This window comes from Variovorax sp. Root434 (genome assembly GCF_001426595.1).
In the GTDB taxonomy this organism is placed as follows: domain Bacteria; phylum Pseudomonadota; class Gammaproteobacteria; order Burkholderiales; family Burkholderiaceae_C; genus Variovorax.
The window spans coordinates 1-17,066 of the sequence record NZ_LMEK01000025.1; the positions used below are offsets into that span (position 1 = coordinate 1).

Genomic DNA, 17,066 nt, shown 5'->3' on the forward strand with positions numbered 1-17,066 from the left:
GAARCAGTCTGTGTAAATAGTCGGCGTTGAGTCTGCCTTGAATGCCCTTCAGACGTTGGTCTGGAGGGCATTTTTCATTGGAGAGCGATCAATGGGACATCGGCACGGACAGGACCGGGGGCAGGCGACGCTGTTTCCGCTGATGCTCGATGAGCTGGTGAGCCAGGACGCACTGGTTCGAGTGGTGGATGCCTGGGTGCAGGCGCTGGACTTGAAGGCGCTGGGCTTTGCCAAGGCGCAGGCGCAGCGACTTGGAACACCCCCCTACGACCCGGGGGATCTGCTGCGGCTGTACCTCTGGGGCTACCTGAGCGCGATCCGCTCCTCGCGGGCGCTGGAGCGCGAGTGCCATCGCAACGTGGAGTGCATGTGGCTGCTGGGGCGTTTAGCGCCGGATCACAAGACGATTGCCGAGTTCAGGCGCCAGAACACCGCAGGCCTGGTGGCCAGTTGTGCGGCCTTCGTGCAGTTCGCCCGGGCCAGCCGGCTGATCCGTGGATCGACAGTGGCTATCGATGGCTCGAAGGTCCAAGCGGTGGCCTCGCGCAAGGCGGTGGTGGGGCAGCGGGAGTTGGCGGCGCAGGCGCAGCGCAACGCGCAGGAGATCGCGGCCTATCTGCGATTGCTGGACAGCCGTGACAGCGAGGATGACCAGGATGGCGAAGGGCCTGGCGGTAGCCCCGGTGCGCCGGATGAGGTACGTGCGGCCCTGGAGCGCCTGAAGGCCGAGGGTCGTGCCATCGCCAATGAGGCGCAGCAGCTCATGCGCAGCGAGGCGAGCACCGTCGTGCGCGGTGAACCCGAGGCTCGCCCGATGCGCAGTCTGAACAGCCAGCCGGGCTACAACCTGCAGACGGCGGTGGAAACGCAAAGTCATCTGGTCGTCGCGCATGAGGTGGTCTGCGAAGTGAATGACCTGCGCCAGCTGCAGCCGATGGCCGAGGCGGCCAGCCGGGTGCTGCAGCAGCCTTGCACGGTGGTGGCGGATGCGGGGTATGCCAATGGACAGCACATTGCCGCGCTGGACGCCCAGGGCATCACCAGCTATGTGGCCGACAACCGCTCGGTGAACAACCAGGGCGGTGGCGGGCTGTACGAGCGCGATGTCTTTGTCTATGACCGCGCCAGCGACAGCTTCAGCTGCCCGGCGGGCAAGGTCCTCAAGCGCAAGCAACTCTCGCGCACGGACAAGGCGGTGATCTATGCAGCGCAGCCGAGCGATTGCACCGACTGTGCACACAAACTCAAATGCACCACGGCCCGCCAGCGCTTCGTCTCGCGCCACCTGTACGAAGAGGCGCTGCAGGCCAACGCGAGCCGGCTGGCCTCGAAGCCCTGGATGATGGCGCTGCGGCGCCAGACGGTGGAGCACCCCTTTGCCAGCATCAAGCATCTCATTCTGGGCAATGCCCGGCTGCTGATGAGGCACACGAGCGGAGCGCGCGCGGAGTTCAGCCTGGCTGTGATGGCCTACAACCTGAAACGGGTGTTCAACATGAAGGGCGCGACCTGGATGCACCAGGCGCTGAGGGGCTGAGGCCCTTGGGGCATTTGCTCGCCCCAATGAAAAATGCCCCGCTCTCGCGGGGCATCTCGATCAAGTCGTCGGCAGACTATTTACACAGCCTGGACGCTCTTCCGATCTAGGCGCTGAGGGGCTGAGGCCCTTGGGGCATTTGCTCGCCCCAATGAAAAATGCCCCGCTCTCGCGGGGCATCTCGATCAAGTCGTCGGCAGACTATTTACACAGCCTGCGAAAGGGGCGGGCTCTTCGCTGAAGGCGGCACAAGGTGCCGCCGCCCGGTCATATGCGCCCCATGAGCACGAGGATGACAACGATCACAAGCACGAGGCCGAGGCCACCGCTGGGCCCGTAGCCCCAGGACCGGCTGTAGCCCCAGCTTGGAAGCGCGCCGATCAGCAGCAGGATCAGGACGATCAGCAGAATGAACGAGAGGGACATGGTTTGCTCCTGGGACGTTGTTGCAACGAACCCCGATGCTGGTCATCCCCGCGGTGGCGCGGCGCCGGAGAGCCACCCCTTCGGTGGTCAGGACAGTCCTACCGCGCGCGTCGGCGTTTTGCCCGGCGTATCTGCAAGCGATGGAAGAGGCGTCCTCAGAGCCTGGCGAGCCGCTCCAGCGCGGCGAGCAGCGTCTCGTCTTTCTTGGCGAAGCAGAAGCGCACCACGCGCTGGTCGAAGCCGTTGCCGTAGAAGGCCGACAGCGGGATCGCCGCCACGCCGATCTCGCGCGTGAGCCACAGGCAGAACTCGGCTTCGGACAGGTCGCTCACCGCCGAGATGTCGACGCACTGGAAATAGCTGCCTTCGCTGCGCAGCAGCTTGAAGCGTGTCTTCTCGGCCAGGCCGGCGGCGAACAGGTCGCGCTTGCGCTGGTAGAAGGCCGGCAGTTCGAGGTACGGCTTCGGCTCGGCCATGTACTGTGCGAGCGCATGCTGCATCGGCGTGTTCACGGTGAACACGTTGAACTGATGCACCTTGCGGAACTCGGCCATCAACGGGGCCGGCGCGGCCACGAAGCCGACCTTCCAGCCGGTGACGTGGTAGGTCTTGCCGAAGCTGCTGACGATGAAGCTGCGCGCGGCCAGGCCCGGGAAGCGCGCCACGCTTTCGTGGCGCGCGCCGTCGTAGACCATGTGCTCGTAGACCTCGTCGCTGATCACGAACACGTCGGTGGGCGCGAGCAGTTCCTCGAGCTGGCGCATCTCGGCGGCGGTCCAGATCGTGGCGCTCGGGTTGTGCGGCGTGTTGATGATGATGGCGCGCGTGCGCGGCGTGAGCGCGGCGGCGATCTTGTCGAAGTCGGGGCGGAAGGTGCCGGGCACGAGCGGCACGCGCACCACGCTGCCGCCGGCCAGCTCGATGTTGGGGACGTAGCTGTCGTAGCAGGGCTCGAGCACGATCACCTCGTCGCCCGGGCGCACCACGGCGAGGATGGCCGTGATGATGGCCTGCGTGGCGCCGGCGGTGACGGTGATCTCGGTGGCCGCGCTGTAGCCGTGGCCGTACAGCGCCGAGATCTTCGCGGCGATGGCGTCGCGCAGCGCCGGGATGCCGGGCATCGGCGGGTATTGGTTGTGGCCCGCGGCCATGGCGGCCGTCACGTCTTCGAGCAGCTTCGGATCGCAGTTGAAATCCGGAAAACCCTGGCCGAGGTTGACCGCATTCTTCTCGGCGGCCAGCGCCGACATCACGGTGAAGATGGTGGTGCCTACAGCCGGCAGCTTGGTGACGATGTCGGGCGTGCGTGGGGATTGAGCTGTGCTCATAGTTCGTAGTCTTGTTGATGGCCGCTCAGGGCCTTGGCGATGAGGTTGCGGTCAAGGCGGTCGGACAGCAGCTCGGCGAACTTGAAGACGAAGTTGCGCAGGTAGGCGCTGCGCTTGAACGCGACCCGCGCGATATTCTGGCCGAACACGTGGCCCATCGGGCGCACCACGAGGTCGGCGTTCGATTCGTCGCGCACGGCCATCTCGGCCACGATGCCTACGCCCAGGCCGAGGCGCACGTAGGTCTTGATCACGTCGGAATCGATGGCCTCGAGCGCGATGCGCGGCGTGAGCTTCTTCTGCGCGAACGCATGATCGATGCGCGTGCGTCCGGTGAACGACGGGTGGTACGTGATGATCGGCTCGCTCGCCAGGTCTTCGAGCGAGATGCGCTCCTTGGCGGCCAGCGGATGGTCCTTGGGCAGCACCAGCACGTGCTGCCATTCATAGCAGGGCAGGGTCACGAGCTCGGCGTAGCCGTCGAGCGATTCGGTGGCGATGCCGATCTCGGCGATCTCATCGATCACCATGCGCGCCACCTGGTCAGGCGACCCCTGGTGCAGGCTCACGTTGACCTTGGGGTACGCCTCGCGCAGATTGGCCACGGGCACCGGCAGTACGTAGCGCGCCTGGGTGTGGGTGGTGGCGATGGAGAGGGTGCCGCTGTCCTGCGCGCTGAACTGTTCGCCGATGCGCTTGAGGTTGCCCACTTCGCGCATGATGAGTTCGATGCTGGCGATGACGTGCTGGCCCGGCTCGGTCACGCGCTTCAGTCGTTTGCCGTGGCGCGCGAAGATTTCAACGCCCAGTTCTTCCTCGAGCTCGATGATGGCCTTGGAAACGCCGGGCTGCGAGGTGTGAAGCGCCTTGGCCGCCTCCGTGAGATTCAGGTTGCGCCGCACGGCTTCCTGAACAAACTTGAACTGGTGCAGATTCATATCAAATTCCGTCTTATTGCGGAATTCATTATGCCTTCGGAATCTATCGAAATTGCCGGATGTTCAGGATTTGACCGCAATTCTGGCCAGGAGATCGACCAGTTCGGGCTCCTCGCCAACGATGCGGGCGAGCGAGAAGCCGACGTCGGGCCAGCGCTGCCGCAGCGCCTCGAGCTGGTGCGGCAGGTCTTCGCGCGCGTGCTTGCCCATGCCGAGGAACAGCGGAACCACGCGGATGGCGGTGGCACCGCCGGCAATCAGCGCCGCTGTCGCCGTGGGCAGGTCGGGCGTTGCCAGCTCCATGTAGGCGCAGGCCACGTGGGCGTCGGGTTCGTTCCTGCACACGCGCTCGGCCACGGCCTCGATGGGCTGGCGCCAGCGATCGTCGCGCGAACCATGTGCCAGCAGGACGATGCCCTGGGTCATCGTCGCAGCACCAGCCAGCTGAAGGCCGTCAACGACATCACCGAATAGATCATTCCCGGCGCCGCCGCCGTGAGCCATGGCGACCAGTTGCTCAGGTTGCCGAGATAGCCGAATACGTTGTTCAGCAGGAAGAAGCTGATGCCGATCATCACGCCGCCGAACACATAGGTGGTGATGCCGGCCTGGCGGAAGTGCAGATAGGCGAAGGGCAGGGCGAGCACCACCATCACCAGGCACGAGAGCGGATAGAACACCTTGCGCCAGAACTCGATCTCGTAGCGCTGCGCGGTCTGGCCGTTGGCGTCGAGGTGGCGGATGTAGTCGAACAGGTCGATCGTGCCCATGCGATCGGGGCGCAGGAGCGCGACCGACACCATTTCGGCGGTCAGCGTGGTGGGCCAGTTCAGCTGCGGAATCTTGGTCGTGGCAATGCGGGCCTGGTCGGCCGAGCTGCGCGTGTCGTACTTCTGCTCTTCGACGTCGGTGAGCATCCAGTGCCCGTTGTCGATGCGGGCCGAGCCCGCGACGATCTGGGTGCTGATGTAGCCGTTGTCGTCGAACTCGAAGATGCGCGGGCTCTTCAGCGCGCCCTTGCGGTCGATCGACAGCACGTTCACCGCGAACGACACATTGCCCCGTTTTTCCTTGAGCCAGGCGCCCGTGTTGCCGGCCAGGGAATAGACGCCCTGGTATTTGGCCTTGAGCAGCTGGCCCGTGCGCTCCGAAGCCGGTGCGACATAGTCGCCGATGGCAAAGGTCAGCATGACAAAACCGATGCCCAGCAGCAGCAGGGTGCGCAGCGCACGCCAGGGCCCCAGGCCGCTGGTGCGAAGGATCGTGTATTCGGAGCTCTGCGCCAGCCGGGCCATCACGAAGATGGAGCCGATCAGCACCGTGATCGGCAGCAGCTCGTAGAGGTGGCTCGGGATCAGCAGCGTCACGTAGATCAGCGCCTGCGCCGGCCCGTAGTTGAGGCTGTCCGGCTTGCCGATGGACTGCAGTTCGTCGACGAAGTCGAAGAAGAAGAAGAGGCTCAGAAAGCCGAGCGTCACGAACGCCACGGCCTTCAGCACCTCCACGTAGATCAGGCGTCTTATCGTTTTCACGTGGGTTCGATCTTGGGGGTGGACAGCGCGGCGGCGGACGGGCGTGGCTTGCCCGGCCGTCCCCAGTTGTTCTGGCGTATGCCGAGCCACGCCAGGTTGATCAGCAGCACGCCGCCATGCAACAGCACCATGAAGCCACCCAGACTGTATTTGCCTGAACTGATCCAGCTCTGCCCCAGGTTGAGCATGTTGTAGTAGACGACGAAAGCGAACAGTGCCAGCAGCAGGTTGCCGCTGCGGCCGACGCGCGGGTTGGCGCTCGACACATTCAGCGCCAGCAGCACGAAGTTGACGGCCGTCAGCAGCATCCCGATGCGCCAGGCCAGCTCGCCGCGGCTCGGGTCGCTCGGATCGGTCAGCAGGGACAGCGTGTTGCGCGCGCGCGGCGGCGTTGCGTCGTTGGTCAGGCCGTTGTTGCCGCCTGCCCGGGTGCCATAGGTCTTGAATTCGCTGATCTTCAGGCCGGTCTGGGCAATGGGCTGCTCGAGCCGCTGTCCGTTGTTGAGCAGGAGGTAGCGCGAATTGCCGATGTTCTCGATGCTGCCGCTGCGCGCCGAGGTCGTGATCTGCATGTTGCGCTCGATCGACCAGATGAAGACGTTGGTGGCCTTGGAGTTGTCCGCCGTCTCCTTGTCGATGAAGAACACGCGCACCCGGCCGGCGGATTCGCGGAACTCACCCGGCGCCACGCGCTCGATGTCGCTTCGCTGCTCGTACTGCTTGCGCATGCCGATGGTCTGCGAGTTGGCCCACGGCCAGCCCACCAGCGCCATCACCGCGATCAGGATCAGCACCGGCCAGGCGAAGCGGAACAGCGGCTTGACGAAGTCGATCAGGCCGCGCCCGCTGGAAAACCAGATCACCATCTCGCTGTCGCGGTACATGCGCGAGAGGGCGCCGACGATGGCGATGAACAGGCTCAGGCTCAGGATGGTCGGCATGTAGCCGAGCACCGTGTAAGTCATCACCAGGAACACCTCCTGCGGGTTCACACTGCCCTTGGACGCGAGCCCCAGGGTGCGGATGAGCATCATGGTCATCACGATGGTGACCAGGACCACGAGGGTTGCTCCGAAGCTGCGGGACAGCTCCTTGCGTAGGGAAGAATGGAATAACATCGTTCGAGGAAAAAAAGGATTATGGACTTTCAACTCAAGACCCTCACCGTCGCCCAGGCTGCAGCCGAGAAATCCGACGTCCTCATCGTGCTCGTGGGCAGCGCTCCGCTCACCTCCAAAGACCCGTTGTCGGTGCTCGCCGCCAGTGCCCGCAAGGCCGGCGACCTGCCCGACAAGGCTGGCAAGCAGCTGGGGCTCTACCGTCCGGAAGACGTGGTCGCGTCCCGCGTGGTGCTCGCCGCCATCGGCGACGGCAAGCCCGCCTCGGTGCGCAGCGGGGTGATCGCGGCGGTCAACGCGGCCAAGGCCCAGGGGCCCAAGCGCGTGGCCATCGTGTTTGCGCAGCCCGCCGACGGCGCGGCGGTAGCCAGCGCCGTCACGGCGGCGGCCGACGCGAGCTACGTCTACACGACCACCAAGTCGAAGGTCGAACCCCGCAGCATCCGCCAGCTGACCGTCGGCGTGGCCGATGCCGCCGCCGTCACCGGCGCCTTCGATGCCGCCCGGGCCACCGTCCAGGGCATCGAACTGGCCAAGGAATGGGGCAACCGGCCTGCCAACCATGCCACGCCCACGATGCTGGCCGAGGCCGCCAAGGGGCTGGCCAAGCTGCCGAACATCAAGTGCGAAGTGCTGGGCCCGAAAGAAGTCGAGAAGCTCGGCATGGGTGCCTTCGCGGCCGTGGCGCAAGGCTCGGCGGAGCCGCTGCGCTTCATCGTGCTGCGCTACCACGGCGCGCCCAAGGACGAGGCGCCGGTGGTGCTTGTCGGCAAGGGCATCACCTTCGATACCGGCGGCGTCTCGCTGAAGCCCGCGGCCGAAATGGACGAAATGAAGTTCGACATGTGCGGCGCGGCCAGTGTGCTCGGCACCTTCCGCGCACTCGGCGACCTCCAGCCCGCCATCAACGTCGTCGGCCTCATTCCCTCGTGCGAGAACATGAACGACGGCCGCGCCGTGAAGCCGGGCGACGTGGTGACGAGCATGAGCGGCCAGACCATCGAGGTGCTCAACACCGATGCCGAAGGCCGGCTCATCCTTTGCGACGCATTGACTTACGCCAAGCGCTTCGATCCGGCGGCCGTGATCGACATCGCGACCCTGACGGGCGCCTGCGTCGTGGCCCTGGGCGGTGTGCGCAGCGGCCTGTTCACCAGCGACGAAACGTTGGCCGCAGCGATCGAAGCCGCCGGCGAGGCCTCGCAGGACCGCTGCTGGCGCCTGCCGCTGGACGACGACTATGCCGAAGGCCTCAAGAGCAACTTCGCCGACGTGGCCAACATTGCCGGCCGCGCCGGCGGCGCCATCACCGCCGCCAAGTTCCTGCAGCGCTTTGCCGGCGACTTCGCCTGGGCGCACCTGGACATCGCGGGCACCGCCTGGAAGAGCGGTGCGGCCAAGGGCTCGACCGGCCGGCCGGTGGGCCTGCTGGTGTCATACCTGACGACCCGCGCGAACGGCAGCGACGGATCGGGCAAGGCCAGCAAAACCAAAGCCCCCGCAGCTCCGGCCAAAAAGGCCAGGTCGGCGAAGTGACGGAAATCGGTTTTCACTACAACGCGCCCGACAAGCTGAACTACGCCTGCCGGCTGGTTCGCAAGGCCGTGAATGCACGCGGCCTGCGCGTGGTGGTCGTCGGCGATGCGCGTGCGCTCGATGCCGTGGACGCCGCGCTCTGGCAGCTGTCGCCGGTGGACTTCGTCGCGCACTGCCGCGGCGATGCGCCGGCCCATGTGGTCGTGCGTTCGCCCGTCGTTCTTTCGGCGGAGGGTGCCGACGCGGCGTCGCTGCCGCACCGCGAAATGCTGGTGAATCTCGGACCCGAAGTGCCTGCAGGCTTCGAGCGCTATGAGCGCATGATCGACATCGTGAGCGACGAGGCCAACGATCGCCAGGTCGGCCGTTCGCGCTGGCGCCACTATGCCGATCGTGGCTACACCATCCAGCCGCACGATTTCGCAAAGAGTTCCTGACATGGCCAGCACGCTGCGCACACCGCCCCGGTTCGTTCCCACGCTGACCACGGTGCTCGAGGTTCCGCCGGAGCCCGCGAGTCCCGAGCCCCAGGCCGCGGCCGCGCTCCAACCCGACCCGGCGAGCGTCATGGCATTGCCGCCGGCCGTGCAGCTTTCGCAGGCGGAAATCGTCAGCCTCGAAGAGCAGTTGCTGCACCGCGTGTTGCAGCGCGTCGACCTGTCTCTGGAAGAGCGTTTGAGCGACACCGTGTCAGCTGCCGTTCAGCATCAGCTCGACGCGATGGTGCCGCGTTTGCGCAATGAAATCGAAGCCGTTCTGCGTGCACTGGTGATCGAGGCAATGGCCGCGGAACTCAGCGAAAACACAGGGTCTACGCCAGCTTCCGGCGCCTGAATCCTCGGCTAAACTGCGCCGCAGGTCGGAAGGGCGTGAGGGTGCCGCTGGTCCGCGGCGCGAAACTTGCGAGGTCTGTGCGCCCGGATCACACGACCGGTTTTTTATTCTTTTCATCCAAGTTCTGGAGGTTCTCATGCAATTGAAATGGACTGCGGTCGCACTGGCTGCTCTCACGCTTGTGGCTTGCGGCAAGAAAGAAGAAGCTGCTGCTCCCGCTGCAGCGCCCGCGCCAACGGCTGCGGCCCCGGCTGCTGCACCTGCCGGAGAAACCCTGCTCGTCAAGATCGGTCACGTTGCGCCCACGAGCGGTCCCATTGCCCACCTTGGCAAGGACAACGAGTTCGGCGCCAAGATGGCCATCGAAGACCTGAATGCAAAGGGCCTCAAGATCGGCGACAAGGTCGCCAAGTTCGAACTGGTCGCCGAAGACGACGCTGGCGATCCGAAGCAGGGCACCGCCGTCGCCCAGAAGCTGGTCGACGAGAAGGTCAACGGCGTGGTGGGTCACCTGAACTCGGGCACCACCATTCCCGCTTCGAAGCTTTATAGCGACGCCGGGATTCCGCAGATCTCGCCTTCGGCCACCAATCCGAAGTACACGCGCCAAGGCTTCAAGACCACGTTCCGCGTGGTGGCCGACGACACGCAGCTCGGCGGCACGCTGGGCAAGTACGCTGTCGAAACGCTCAAGGGCAAGAACATCGCCGTGATCGACGACCGCACAGCCTACGGCCAAGGCGTTGCCGAAGAGTTCGAGAAGTCGGCGAAGGCCGCTGGCGCCACCATCGTGGGCCACGAGTTCACCACCGACAAGTCGACCGACTTCAACGCCATCCTGACCAAGCTGAAGGCCGCCAAGCCCGACGTGCTGTTCTTCGGCGGCATGGACGCCGTCGGCGGCCCGATGCTCAAGCAAGTCAAGCAACTCGGCCTGAACGTCAAGTTCATGGGCGGCGACGGCCTGTGCACCGGCGAACTGCCGAAGCTGGCTGGCGATGCGATTGGCGAAGAGATGGTGGTGTGCGCTGAAGCCGGCGGCGTGGACGGCGACTTCAAGCAGCCGCTGGAAGACTTCAAGACCAAGTTCAAGACCAAGAACGGCGTCGAAGTGCAGATCTACGCACCGTACGTGTACGACGCGGTCAACGTGCTGGCCGAAGCCATGGTCAAGGCCGGCTCGTCCGACCCGGCCAAGTACCTGCCTGAAGTCGGCAAGACGCAATACAAGGGCGTGACCGGCCCGATCGCCTTCGACGAAAAGGGCGACATCAAGAACGGCGCCCTGACGCTGTACACCTACAAGGGTGGTGCACGCACGCAGATCGCCGTGGTGCGCTGATTCGCTTCGGCAGCGGCAACCTTCACGGTTGTCCGCAAAAGAGAAAAGGGCCTTCGGGCCCTTTTTTCATGGCTGTGACCCGTCCTGAAATGCGTTGACACCTTTCATCAACGAAAGGAGAAAACGCAATGGACACAGGCGTCAAGAGAACACAGCGCGACTACACGATGGCCTTCAAGTTGGCTGTGGTCGAGCAAGTGGAAAAAGGGGAGCTGAGCTGGGGCCAGGCGCAGAGTCGCTATGGGATCCAGGGCAACTCGACAGTGTTGAACTGGCTGCGCAAGCACGGTCGCCAGGGATGGGGTCGTGCGGCATCATCGGCGGCTATGCCGATCGACAAGACAGCCATTGCACCGACGCCGGAACAGCGGATCAAGGAATTGGAGACGCAACTGGCCAGGGCGCAGGAAAAGGCCCGGTTGTTCGAAGCGGTGCTGGAGGTCCTGAAGAAGGACCACGGCGTGCGTGTCGTAAAAAAGCCTTTGGGCAAGTCCTCGCGCAAGGCCTCGTCCAAGGGCTGAGCGTGACCCGGGCTTGCCACCACATGGGCATAAGCCGTCAGGCGTACTACCAAGGTCAGCACAGGGCCGCCCGGCGCCACGAACGCGCCGAAACGGTGGTGCAGCTGGTCAAGGAGCAGCGGATGCGCCAGCCGAGACTGGGTACACGCAAGCTGCACCACCTCCTGCGCGAGCCCCTGCAGCGCCAGGGCATCGAGCTGGGGCGTGATGCGATGTTCGACGTACTGCGCAATGCGCGCCTGCTTGTGGCGAACCGCCGGGCGTACCACAAGACGACGGACAGCCATCATCGCTTTCGCCGCCACCCGAACCTGGTCAAGGCGGGGCCTGCGCAGATTCGCGTCACGCGCAGCGAGCAATTGTGGGTGGCCGACATCACGTACCTGCCCACGGCCGACAGGGTGGTTTACCTCAGCCTGGTCACCGATGCGCATTCGCGCAAGATCGTGGGCTGGCACGTCCATGCCAGCCTGCAGACGGAAGAGGTGGCGCGGGCCCTGAAGATGGCGCTGCGCGGGCGAAAAACGCGCGAGCAACTCGTGCATCACTCCGATCGCGGCATCCAATACTGCTCGAGCTACTACCAGGCGCTGCATCGCCTGCATGGCCTGAAGTGCTCGATGACCGACGGCTACGACTGCTACCAGAACGCGCTGGCCGAGCGCGTCAACGGCATCCTCAAGACTGAATTCCTGCTGAGCCAGCCAGCGGACCTGGCTCAGGCCAGACGTCTGGTGGCGGAGTCCGTGCAGATCTACAACCACGAGCGGCCCCATCTGTCGCTCAAAATGCAAACACCCGATGCCGTGCACCGGGTGTCCGTGGTCGGCTGAGGCCGGCTATTTGGGTGTCAACGCATTTCAGGACGGGTCACTGCTTCAGGGGCGGTTCAGAGCGGCGCAAGACCCGAAGAGCGATTGGCGTTGCAGTACTCGATGAAGGCGTCGAGATCGCGCGACTTGTCGAACACCGCGTCTGCACCCAAAGCCATACAACGCGCGCGTATGTCGGCCGTCACGTAGTTGCTGAGCACCACCACCCGCTGGCTGGGCTTGCGGGTCCTGCAGCCGCCCAGAACGCCGAGGCCGGAACCTTCCTTCAGGAAGAGGTCGACGATCAGGAGCTGCCAGTCGTCGGGATGCACCTCGAGCCATGCAAGGGCCTCTGTCTCGGTTTCGGCGAAGCCGACCACACGGCCATTGACCAAATCCTCGAGTGCCGGGACCAGGTTATCCCTGATGGTCTTGTTGTCCTCGACGAGGAACGTGATGAGGGCCATGCCGTGGTTTCGCTTTGAGAACGAATAGCGTAGCGTGCCTGGCGTTGCCGCGGCGTAGGAGAAAGGATACGGACGGAGTGCCGGTGGCCGAATCCGGGGTCAGTCGTCGCCGTCGGCGCGGATCTCTGCCTTGAGCTTCTTGGCCAGCGCCTGGCTTTCGTCGCGCTCCGCAGCCGCTTCGAGGCGCTTCTCGATCTCCTCGCTCAGTGCGGCATTGACCTCGGCCAGCTTCTCGGCGGACTTCGCCAGCTTTTCTTCCAGCTGGCTCGTGTGCTCGATAGCTTGTGCCACTTCGCCGACCTGCACTTCTTCGGGCAACTCCTGTTCGAGTACCGTGTTCACCACGGCGAGGTTGTCCGATGCCCGCTGCACGTCGGCAGCCACCTGCTCGCTTTTTTCCAGGGTGCGGTCCAGTGGGGTCCTGCCGCGCGGCGCGTTTTTTCGTTGTCCAGCCATCGAGGCTCCTTTGCAGGCTTTGAAACTAAAACACTCGGATCGTAGCGCCAGATGAAAGGATCCGGCAGGTGATATCCAGTTGTTGCAAAGCAACGCACTGCTTGGTGAGCCAGACGATAAAAAAAGCCCAAGTGCTTGTGGCGACTTGGGCTTCTTGCGTTGTCTGATGTTCGTGAACGGTTACGAACAATCAATCTCTGGCGGAGCAGGCGGGATTCGAACCCGCGGAGGGCTATTAACCCTCACACGCTTTCCAGGCGTGCGACTTAAACCGCTCATCCACCGCTCCTGAGCCTACGATTGTAGCAGTCAGTTCAGGCCGGATTCGACGGCTTGCCTGCCTGGACCATGCGCATCGCCGAAGCGATGAGCGCGGCGGTCTCGGTCATGTTGCTCGGCACGATCAGCGTGGTCTTGGAATCGGCCGCCACCTTGCCGTAGGCGTCGACGGCGCGCTCGGCCACCTTGAGCTGCACGGCCTGCTCGCCGCCGGGCTGGCGGATGGCGGCCGCCACGCGCTCGATGGCGTCCGCCGTTGCGGTGGCCACCGCGGTGATGGCGGCGGCTTCACCCTGTGCGTTGTTGATCTGCGCCTGCTTCTCGCCCTCGGAGCGGGCAATGAAGGCCTCGCGTTCGCCGGTGGCGATGTTGATCTGCTCCTGGCGGCGGCCTTCGGAGGCCGCAATCAGCGCGCGCTTGCCGCGCTCGGCGGTGATCTGCGCCTGCATGGCCAGCAAGATTTCCTTCGGCGGCGTCAGGTCCTTGATTTCGTAGCGCAGCACCTTCACGCCCCAGTTGAGCGCGGCCTCGTCGATCGCGGCCACCACCTGGGCGTTGATCACGTCGCGCTCCTCGAAGGTCTTGTCGAGCTCCAGCTTGCCGATCACGCTGCGCAGCGAAGTCTGTGCGAGCTGCGTCACGGCCACGATGTAGTTCGACGAGCCGTAGCTCGCGCGCATCGGGTCGGTCACCTGGAAGTACAGGATGCCGTCCACCTGCAGCTGCGTGTTGTCGCGCGTGATGCAGATCTGGCTCGGCACGTCGAGCGGGATTTCCTTCAGGCTGTGCTTGTAGGCCACCCGGTCGATGAACGGGATCAGGAAGTTCGGGCCGGGCGTCATGGTGCCGTGGTACTTGCCCAGGCGCTCGCGCACCCAGGCGTTCTGCTGCGGCACGAACTTGACCGACTGGCTGATGAAGATGATCGCGATGACCAGGATGATGAGAGGGACCGAAAATTCCATGGTGCGCTTCCTTTTTCTGAGTTCTATGGACTGACTAGACCTTGTCGACGACCAGCCGGCTGCCGACTACTTCGACCACCCGGTGCTCGCCGCTCGAGGGCGTGCGGCCCGCGCGCTGGACCACCGTCCATTGCGCGCCGCGGTAGCGCACGGTCGCCGTGCCGTCGGCGTTCCACGCATCGACGTGAACGCTCTCGCCGATGTCGAGGTTCACGTCGCGGTTGGCTTCGGTGGGCGGGGGAGGAGGGCGCTTGCGCTGGATCGAGTACCAAGTGAGCACGGCCCCCACGCCGATCACCGAGGCCACGATCAGCTGGGCGACGGTGCCGAAGCCCAGGTGAGCCGAGATTGCCGCGGCCGCGAAGCCTGCGGCCAGCAGCAAAAGATAGACGGTGCCTGAGAGCAACTCGACCACGATGGCGGCCCCCGCAATCAGCCACCAGACGGTGGAATTCGCCATTTCAACTCCTCTTTTCCTTGTTCGATGCGCGCCATTCTGAGGCATTTGCCTCAAGCGCTTGCCTCGGGTAGGGGGTACTGCGCCGCAGCCGGAGAAATGGGCCTTGCCCGACGGGCCCGAATGGCTTGCCGGAAGCTGACCGGATCCGTCATCCGAATTCCGTACACTTCGCGCCTCGCCTCATTGCCTGTCTGTCTGCCTGTCCGGAGCCCCGCTCATGAAATTCCGCTTTCCCATCGTCATCATCGACGAGGACTTCCGCTCCGAGAACACCTCGGGCCTCGGCATCCGCGCGCTCGCGCAGGCCATCGAGACGGAGGGCTTCGAGGTGCTGGGCGTCACGAGCTACGGCGACCTGAGCCAGTTCGCGCAGCAGCAAAGCCGGGCCAGCGCCTTCATCCTGTCGATCGACGACGAGGAGTTCACCATCGGCCCCGACCTCGATCCGGCCGTGCTGAACCTGCGCAACTTCATCGGCGAAGTGCGGCGCAAGAACGCCGACGTGCCGATCTACATCTACGGCGAGACCAAGACATCGCGCCACATCCCGAACGACATCCTGCGCGAGCTGCACGGCTTCATCCACATGTTCGAGGACACGCCCGAATTCGTGGCGCGCCACATCATCCGCGAGGCCAAGAGCTACCTCGAGAGTGTGCAACCGCCGTTCTTCAAGGCGCTGATCGATTACGCGGAAGACGGCTCCTACTCGTGGCACTGCCCGGGCCACTCGGGCGGCGTTGCGTTCCTGAAGAGCCCGGTGGGCCAGATGTTCCACCAGTTCTTCGGTGAGAACATGCTGCGCGCCGACGTCTGCAACGCGGTGGAGGAACTGGGCCAGCTGCTCGACCACACGGGCCCAGTGGCGGCCAGTGAGCGCAATGCGGCGCGCATCTTCAATGCCGACCACTGCTTCTTCGTGACCAACGGCACCAGCACCAGCAACAAGATGGTGTGGCACCACACGGTGGCGCCGGGCGACGTGGTGGTGGTCGACCGCAACTGCCACAAGTCGATCCTGCACGCGATCATCATGACCGGCGCGATTCCGGTGTTCATGAAGCCCACGCGCAACCACTTCGGCATCATCGGCCCCATTCCGAAGAGCGAGTTCGAGCAGAGTGCCATCAAGGCCAAGATCAAGGCCAATCCGCTGCTGGCCGACGTGGACGCCGACAAGGTCAAGCCGCGCGTGATGACGCTCACGCAATCGACTTACGACGGCGTGATCTACAACACCGAGACCATCAAGAACATGCTCGATGGCTACGTCGACACGCTGCACTTCGACGAAGCGTGGCTGCCGCACGCCGCATTCCACCCGTTCTACGGCGCCTACCATGCGATGGGCAAGCGCCGCGTGCGGCCGAAGGAATCGCTGGTGTTCGCCACGCAATCCACCCACAAGCTGCTGGCCGGCATCAGCCAGGCCAGCCACGTGCTGGTGCAGGACTCGCAAAACCGCCAGCTCGACCGCGACCTGTTCAACGAGGCCTACCTGATGCACTCGTCGACCAGCCCGCAATACGCCATCATCGCGAGCTGCGACGTGGCCGCCGCCATGATGGAGCCGCCCGGCGGCACTGCGCTGGTGGAAGAGAGCATCCTCGAAGCGCTGGACTTCCGCCGTGCCATGCGCAAGGTGGAAGAAGAGTTCGGCAAGGACGAGTGGTGGTTCAAGGTCTGGGGCCCCGAGAAGCTCGTCGACGAGGGCATCGGCCGCGCCGAAGACTGGATCATGCAAGGCGAGAAGAGCGGCAAGCCAAAGAACAAGAAGTCGCCGCGCAACTGGCACGGCTTCGGCGAACTGGCCGACGGCTTCAACATGCTCGACCCGATCAAGTCGACCATCGTCACGCCGGGCCTCGACCTCGAAGGCAACTTCGCCGAGACCGGTATTCCCGCGAGCGTGGTGACCAAGTTCCTCGCCGAGCACGGTGTGATCGTGGAGAAGACGGGCCTCTACAGCTTCTTCATCATGTTCACCATCGGCATCACCAAGGGCCGCTGGAACACGCTGCTCACGGCGTTGCAGCAGTTCAAGGACGACTACGCGCGCAACCAGCCGATGTGGCGCATCCTGCCCGAGTTCTGCCAGCAGCACCCGGGCTACGAACGCCTCGGCCTGCGCGACCTGTGCCAGCACATCCACCAGCTGTACGCGCGCTACGACGTGGCCCGCCTCACGACCGAGATGTACCTGAGCGACCTGACGCCGGCCATGAAGCCCAGCGACGCCTTCGCCCACATCGCGCACCGCAAGACCGAACGCGTGGAGATCGATGAGCTCGAAGGCCGCATCACCACCAGCCTGATCACGCCGTACCCGCCGGGCATTCCGCTGCTGATTCCGGGCGAAGTGTTCAACAAGAAGATCGTCGACTACCTCAAGTTCTCGCGCGAGTTCAATACGCAGTGCCCGGGCTTCGAGACCGACATCCACGGCCTCGTGGCGCGCATCGATGAGACGGGCAAGAAGCGCTACTACGCGGACTGTGTCAAGGAAGCGAAGTAA

General features: G+C 64.5%; 17 protein-coding genes and 1 tRNA gene. 7 read left to right on the forward strand and 11 right to left on the reverse strand.

Translation table 11 applies throughout. The features are described 5' to 3' along the window. The first annotated feature begins 91 nt into the window (after nucleotides 1-91). Nucleotides 92-1,537, forward strand: a complete 1,446-nt coding sequence (locus ASD05_RS20940; protein WP_082572209.1) for an IS1182 family transposase — start codon at nucleotides 92-94, stop codon at nucleotides 1,535-1,537. A 267-nt stretch (nucleotides 1,538-1,804) separates the two neighbouring features. Here ASD05_RS20940 and ASD05_RS29595 read toward each other — a convergent pair whose 3' ends face one another. From ASD05_RS29595 to lptF, 6 genes are all read right to left on the reverse strand, one after another. Beyond that, complete coding sequence (locus ASD05_RS29595; protein ID WP_082572211.1) at nucleotides 1,805-1,963, reverse strand: DUF3309 family protein; 159 nt, start codon at nucleotides 1,961-1,963, stop codon at nucleotides 1,805-1,807. Between the two features lie 155 nt (nucleotides 1,964-2,118). Next, nucleotides 2,119-3,291, reverse strand: a complete 1,173-nt coding sequence (locus ASD05_RS20945; RefSeq protein WP_056596599.1) for a pyridoxal phosphate-dependent aminotransferase — start codon at nucleotides 3,289-3,291, stop codon at nucleotides 2,119-2,121. Further along, on the reverse strand, nucleotides 3,288-4,229 hold the full coding sequence (locus ASD05_RS20950) for a CysB family HTH-type transcriptional regulator (protein WP_007832298.1): 942 nt from the start codon (nucleotides 4,227-4,229) through the stop codon (nucleotides 3,288-3,290). Before ASD05_RS20950 ends, ASD05_RS20945 begins: the two co-directional genes overlap by 4 nt. A 63-nt stretch (nucleotides 4,230-4,292) precedes the next feature. Next, nucleotides 4,293-4,655 (reverse strand): sirohydrochlorin chelatase, encoded by a 363-nt coding sequence (locus ASD05_RS20955; protein ID WP_056596601.1) that lies wholly within the window; start codon nucleotides 4,653-4,655, stop codon nucleotides 4,293-4,295. Further along, nucleotides 4,652-5,761, reverse strand: coding sequence for an LPS export ABC transporter permease LptG (gene lptG / locus ASD05_RS20960; protein ID WP_056596605.1), 1,110 nt, complete (start codon nucleotides 5,759-5,761; stop codon nucleotides 4,652-4,654). Before lptG ends, ASD05_RS20955 begins: the two co-directional genes overlap by 4 nt. Next, nucleotides 5,758-6,879 carry an LPS export ABC transporter permease LptF gene (gene lptF, locus ASD05_RS20965; protein ID WP_056596609.1) on the reverse strand — a complete coding sequence of 374 codons (1,122 nt, stop codon included), beginning with the start codon at nucleotides 6,877-6,879 and terminating at the stop codon, nucleotides 5,758-5,760. The genes lptG and lptF overlap by 4 nt, the downstream gene beginning before the upstream one ends. A gap of 21 nt (nucleotides 6,880-6,900) precedes the next feature. On the opposite strand from lptF, the gene ASD05_RS20970 reads away from it, so the two are divergent. The 5 genes from ASD05_RS20970 to ASD05_RS20995 all read left to right on the forward strand — a co-directional run bounded on the left by ASD05_RS20970 (nucleotide 6,901) and on the right by ASD05_RS20995 (nucleotide 11,945). Next, nucleotides 6,901-8,415, forward strand: coding sequence for a leucyl aminopeptidase (locus ASD05_RS20970; protein WP_056596612.1), 1,515 nt, complete (start codon nucleotides 6,901-6,903; stop codon nucleotides 8,413-8,415). Next, nucleotides 8,412-8,852 carry a DNA polymerase III subunit chi gene (locus ASD05_RS20975; protein WP_056596615.1) on the forward strand — a complete coding sequence of 147 codons (441 nt, stop codon included), beginning with the start codon at nucleotides 8,412-8,414 and terminating at the stop codon, nucleotides 8,850-8,852. The genes ASD05_RS20970 and ASD05_RS20975 overlap by 4 nt, the downstream gene beginning before the upstream one ends. A 1-nt stretch (nucleotide 8,853) precedes the next feature. Next, nucleotides 8,854-9,249, forward strand: a complete 396-nt coding sequence (locus tag ASD05_RS20980) for a hypothetical protein (RefSeq protein WP_056596618.1) — start codon at nucleotides 8,854-8,856, stop codon at nucleotides 9,247-9,249. Nucleotides 9,250-9,385: 136 nt separating this feature from the next. Then, nucleotides 9,386-10,591 carry a branched-chain amino acid ABC transporter substrate-binding protein gene (locus ASD05_RS20985; protein WP_056596621.1) on the forward strand — a complete coding sequence of 402 codons (1,206 nt, stop codon included), beginning with the start codon at nucleotides 9,386-9,388 and terminating at the stop codon, nucleotides 10,589-10,591. 128 nt (nucleotides 10,592-10,719) lie between these two features. Further along, a protein-coding gene (locus ASD05_RS20995) for an IS3 family transposase (protein ID WP_414930058.1) occupies nucleotides 10,720-11,945 on the forward strand; the annotation gives its coding sequence in 2 pieces (ribosomal slippage) (nucleotides 10,720-11,062 and nucleotides 11,062-11,945; 1,227 coding nt in all). 56 nt (nucleotides 11,946-12,001) lie between these two features. On the opposite strand, the gene ASD05_RS21000 is transcribed toward ASD05_RS20995, so the two are convergent. The 5 genes from ASD05_RS21000 to ASD05_RS21020 form a co-directional block, all read right to left on the reverse strand. Beyond that, nucleotides 12,002-12,391: a response regulator gene (locus ASD05_RS21000; protein ID WP_056596629.1), complete on the reverse strand. Its 390-nt coding sequence runs from the start codon at nucleotides 12,389-12,391 to the stop codon at nucleotides 12,002-12,004. A 99-nt stretch (nucleotides 12,392-12,490) separates the two neighbouring features. Next, the gene (locus ASD05_RS21005; RefSeq protein ID WP_007832285.1) at nucleotides 12,491-12,847 is read right to left on the reverse strand and encodes a hypothetical protein; all 357 of its coding nucleotides are present in this window, start codon (nucleotides 12,845-12,847) and stop codon (nucleotides 12,491-12,493) included. 198 nt (nucleotides 12,848-13,045) lie between these two features. Further along, nucleotides 13,046-13,136, reverse strand: a tRNA-Ser gene (locus tag ASD05_RS21010). 25 nt (nucleotides 13,137-13,161) lie between these two features. Next, the gene (locus ASD05_RS21015) at nucleotides 13,162-14,091 is read right to left on the reverse strand and encodes an SPFH domain-containing protein (protein WP_007832284.1); all 930 of its coding nucleotides are present in this window, start codon (nucleotides 14,089-14,091) and stop codon (nucleotides 13,162-13,164) included. Between the two features lie 34 nt (nucleotides 14,092-14,125). Next, nucleotides 14,126-14,551, reverse strand: coding sequence for an NfeD family protein (locus tag ASD05_RS21020; protein WP_056596632.1), 426 nt, complete (start codon nucleotides 14,549-14,551; stop codon nucleotides 14,126-14,128). Nucleotides 14,552-14,768: 217 nt separating this feature from the next. On the opposite strand from ASD05_RS21020, the gene ASD05_RS21025 reads away from it, so the two are divergent. Next, complete coding sequence (locus ASD05_RS21025; protein WP_056596635.1) at nucleotides 14,769-17,066, forward strand: arginine/lysine/ornithine decarboxylase; 2,298 nt, start codon at nucleotides 14,769-14,771, stop codon at nucleotides 17,064-17,066.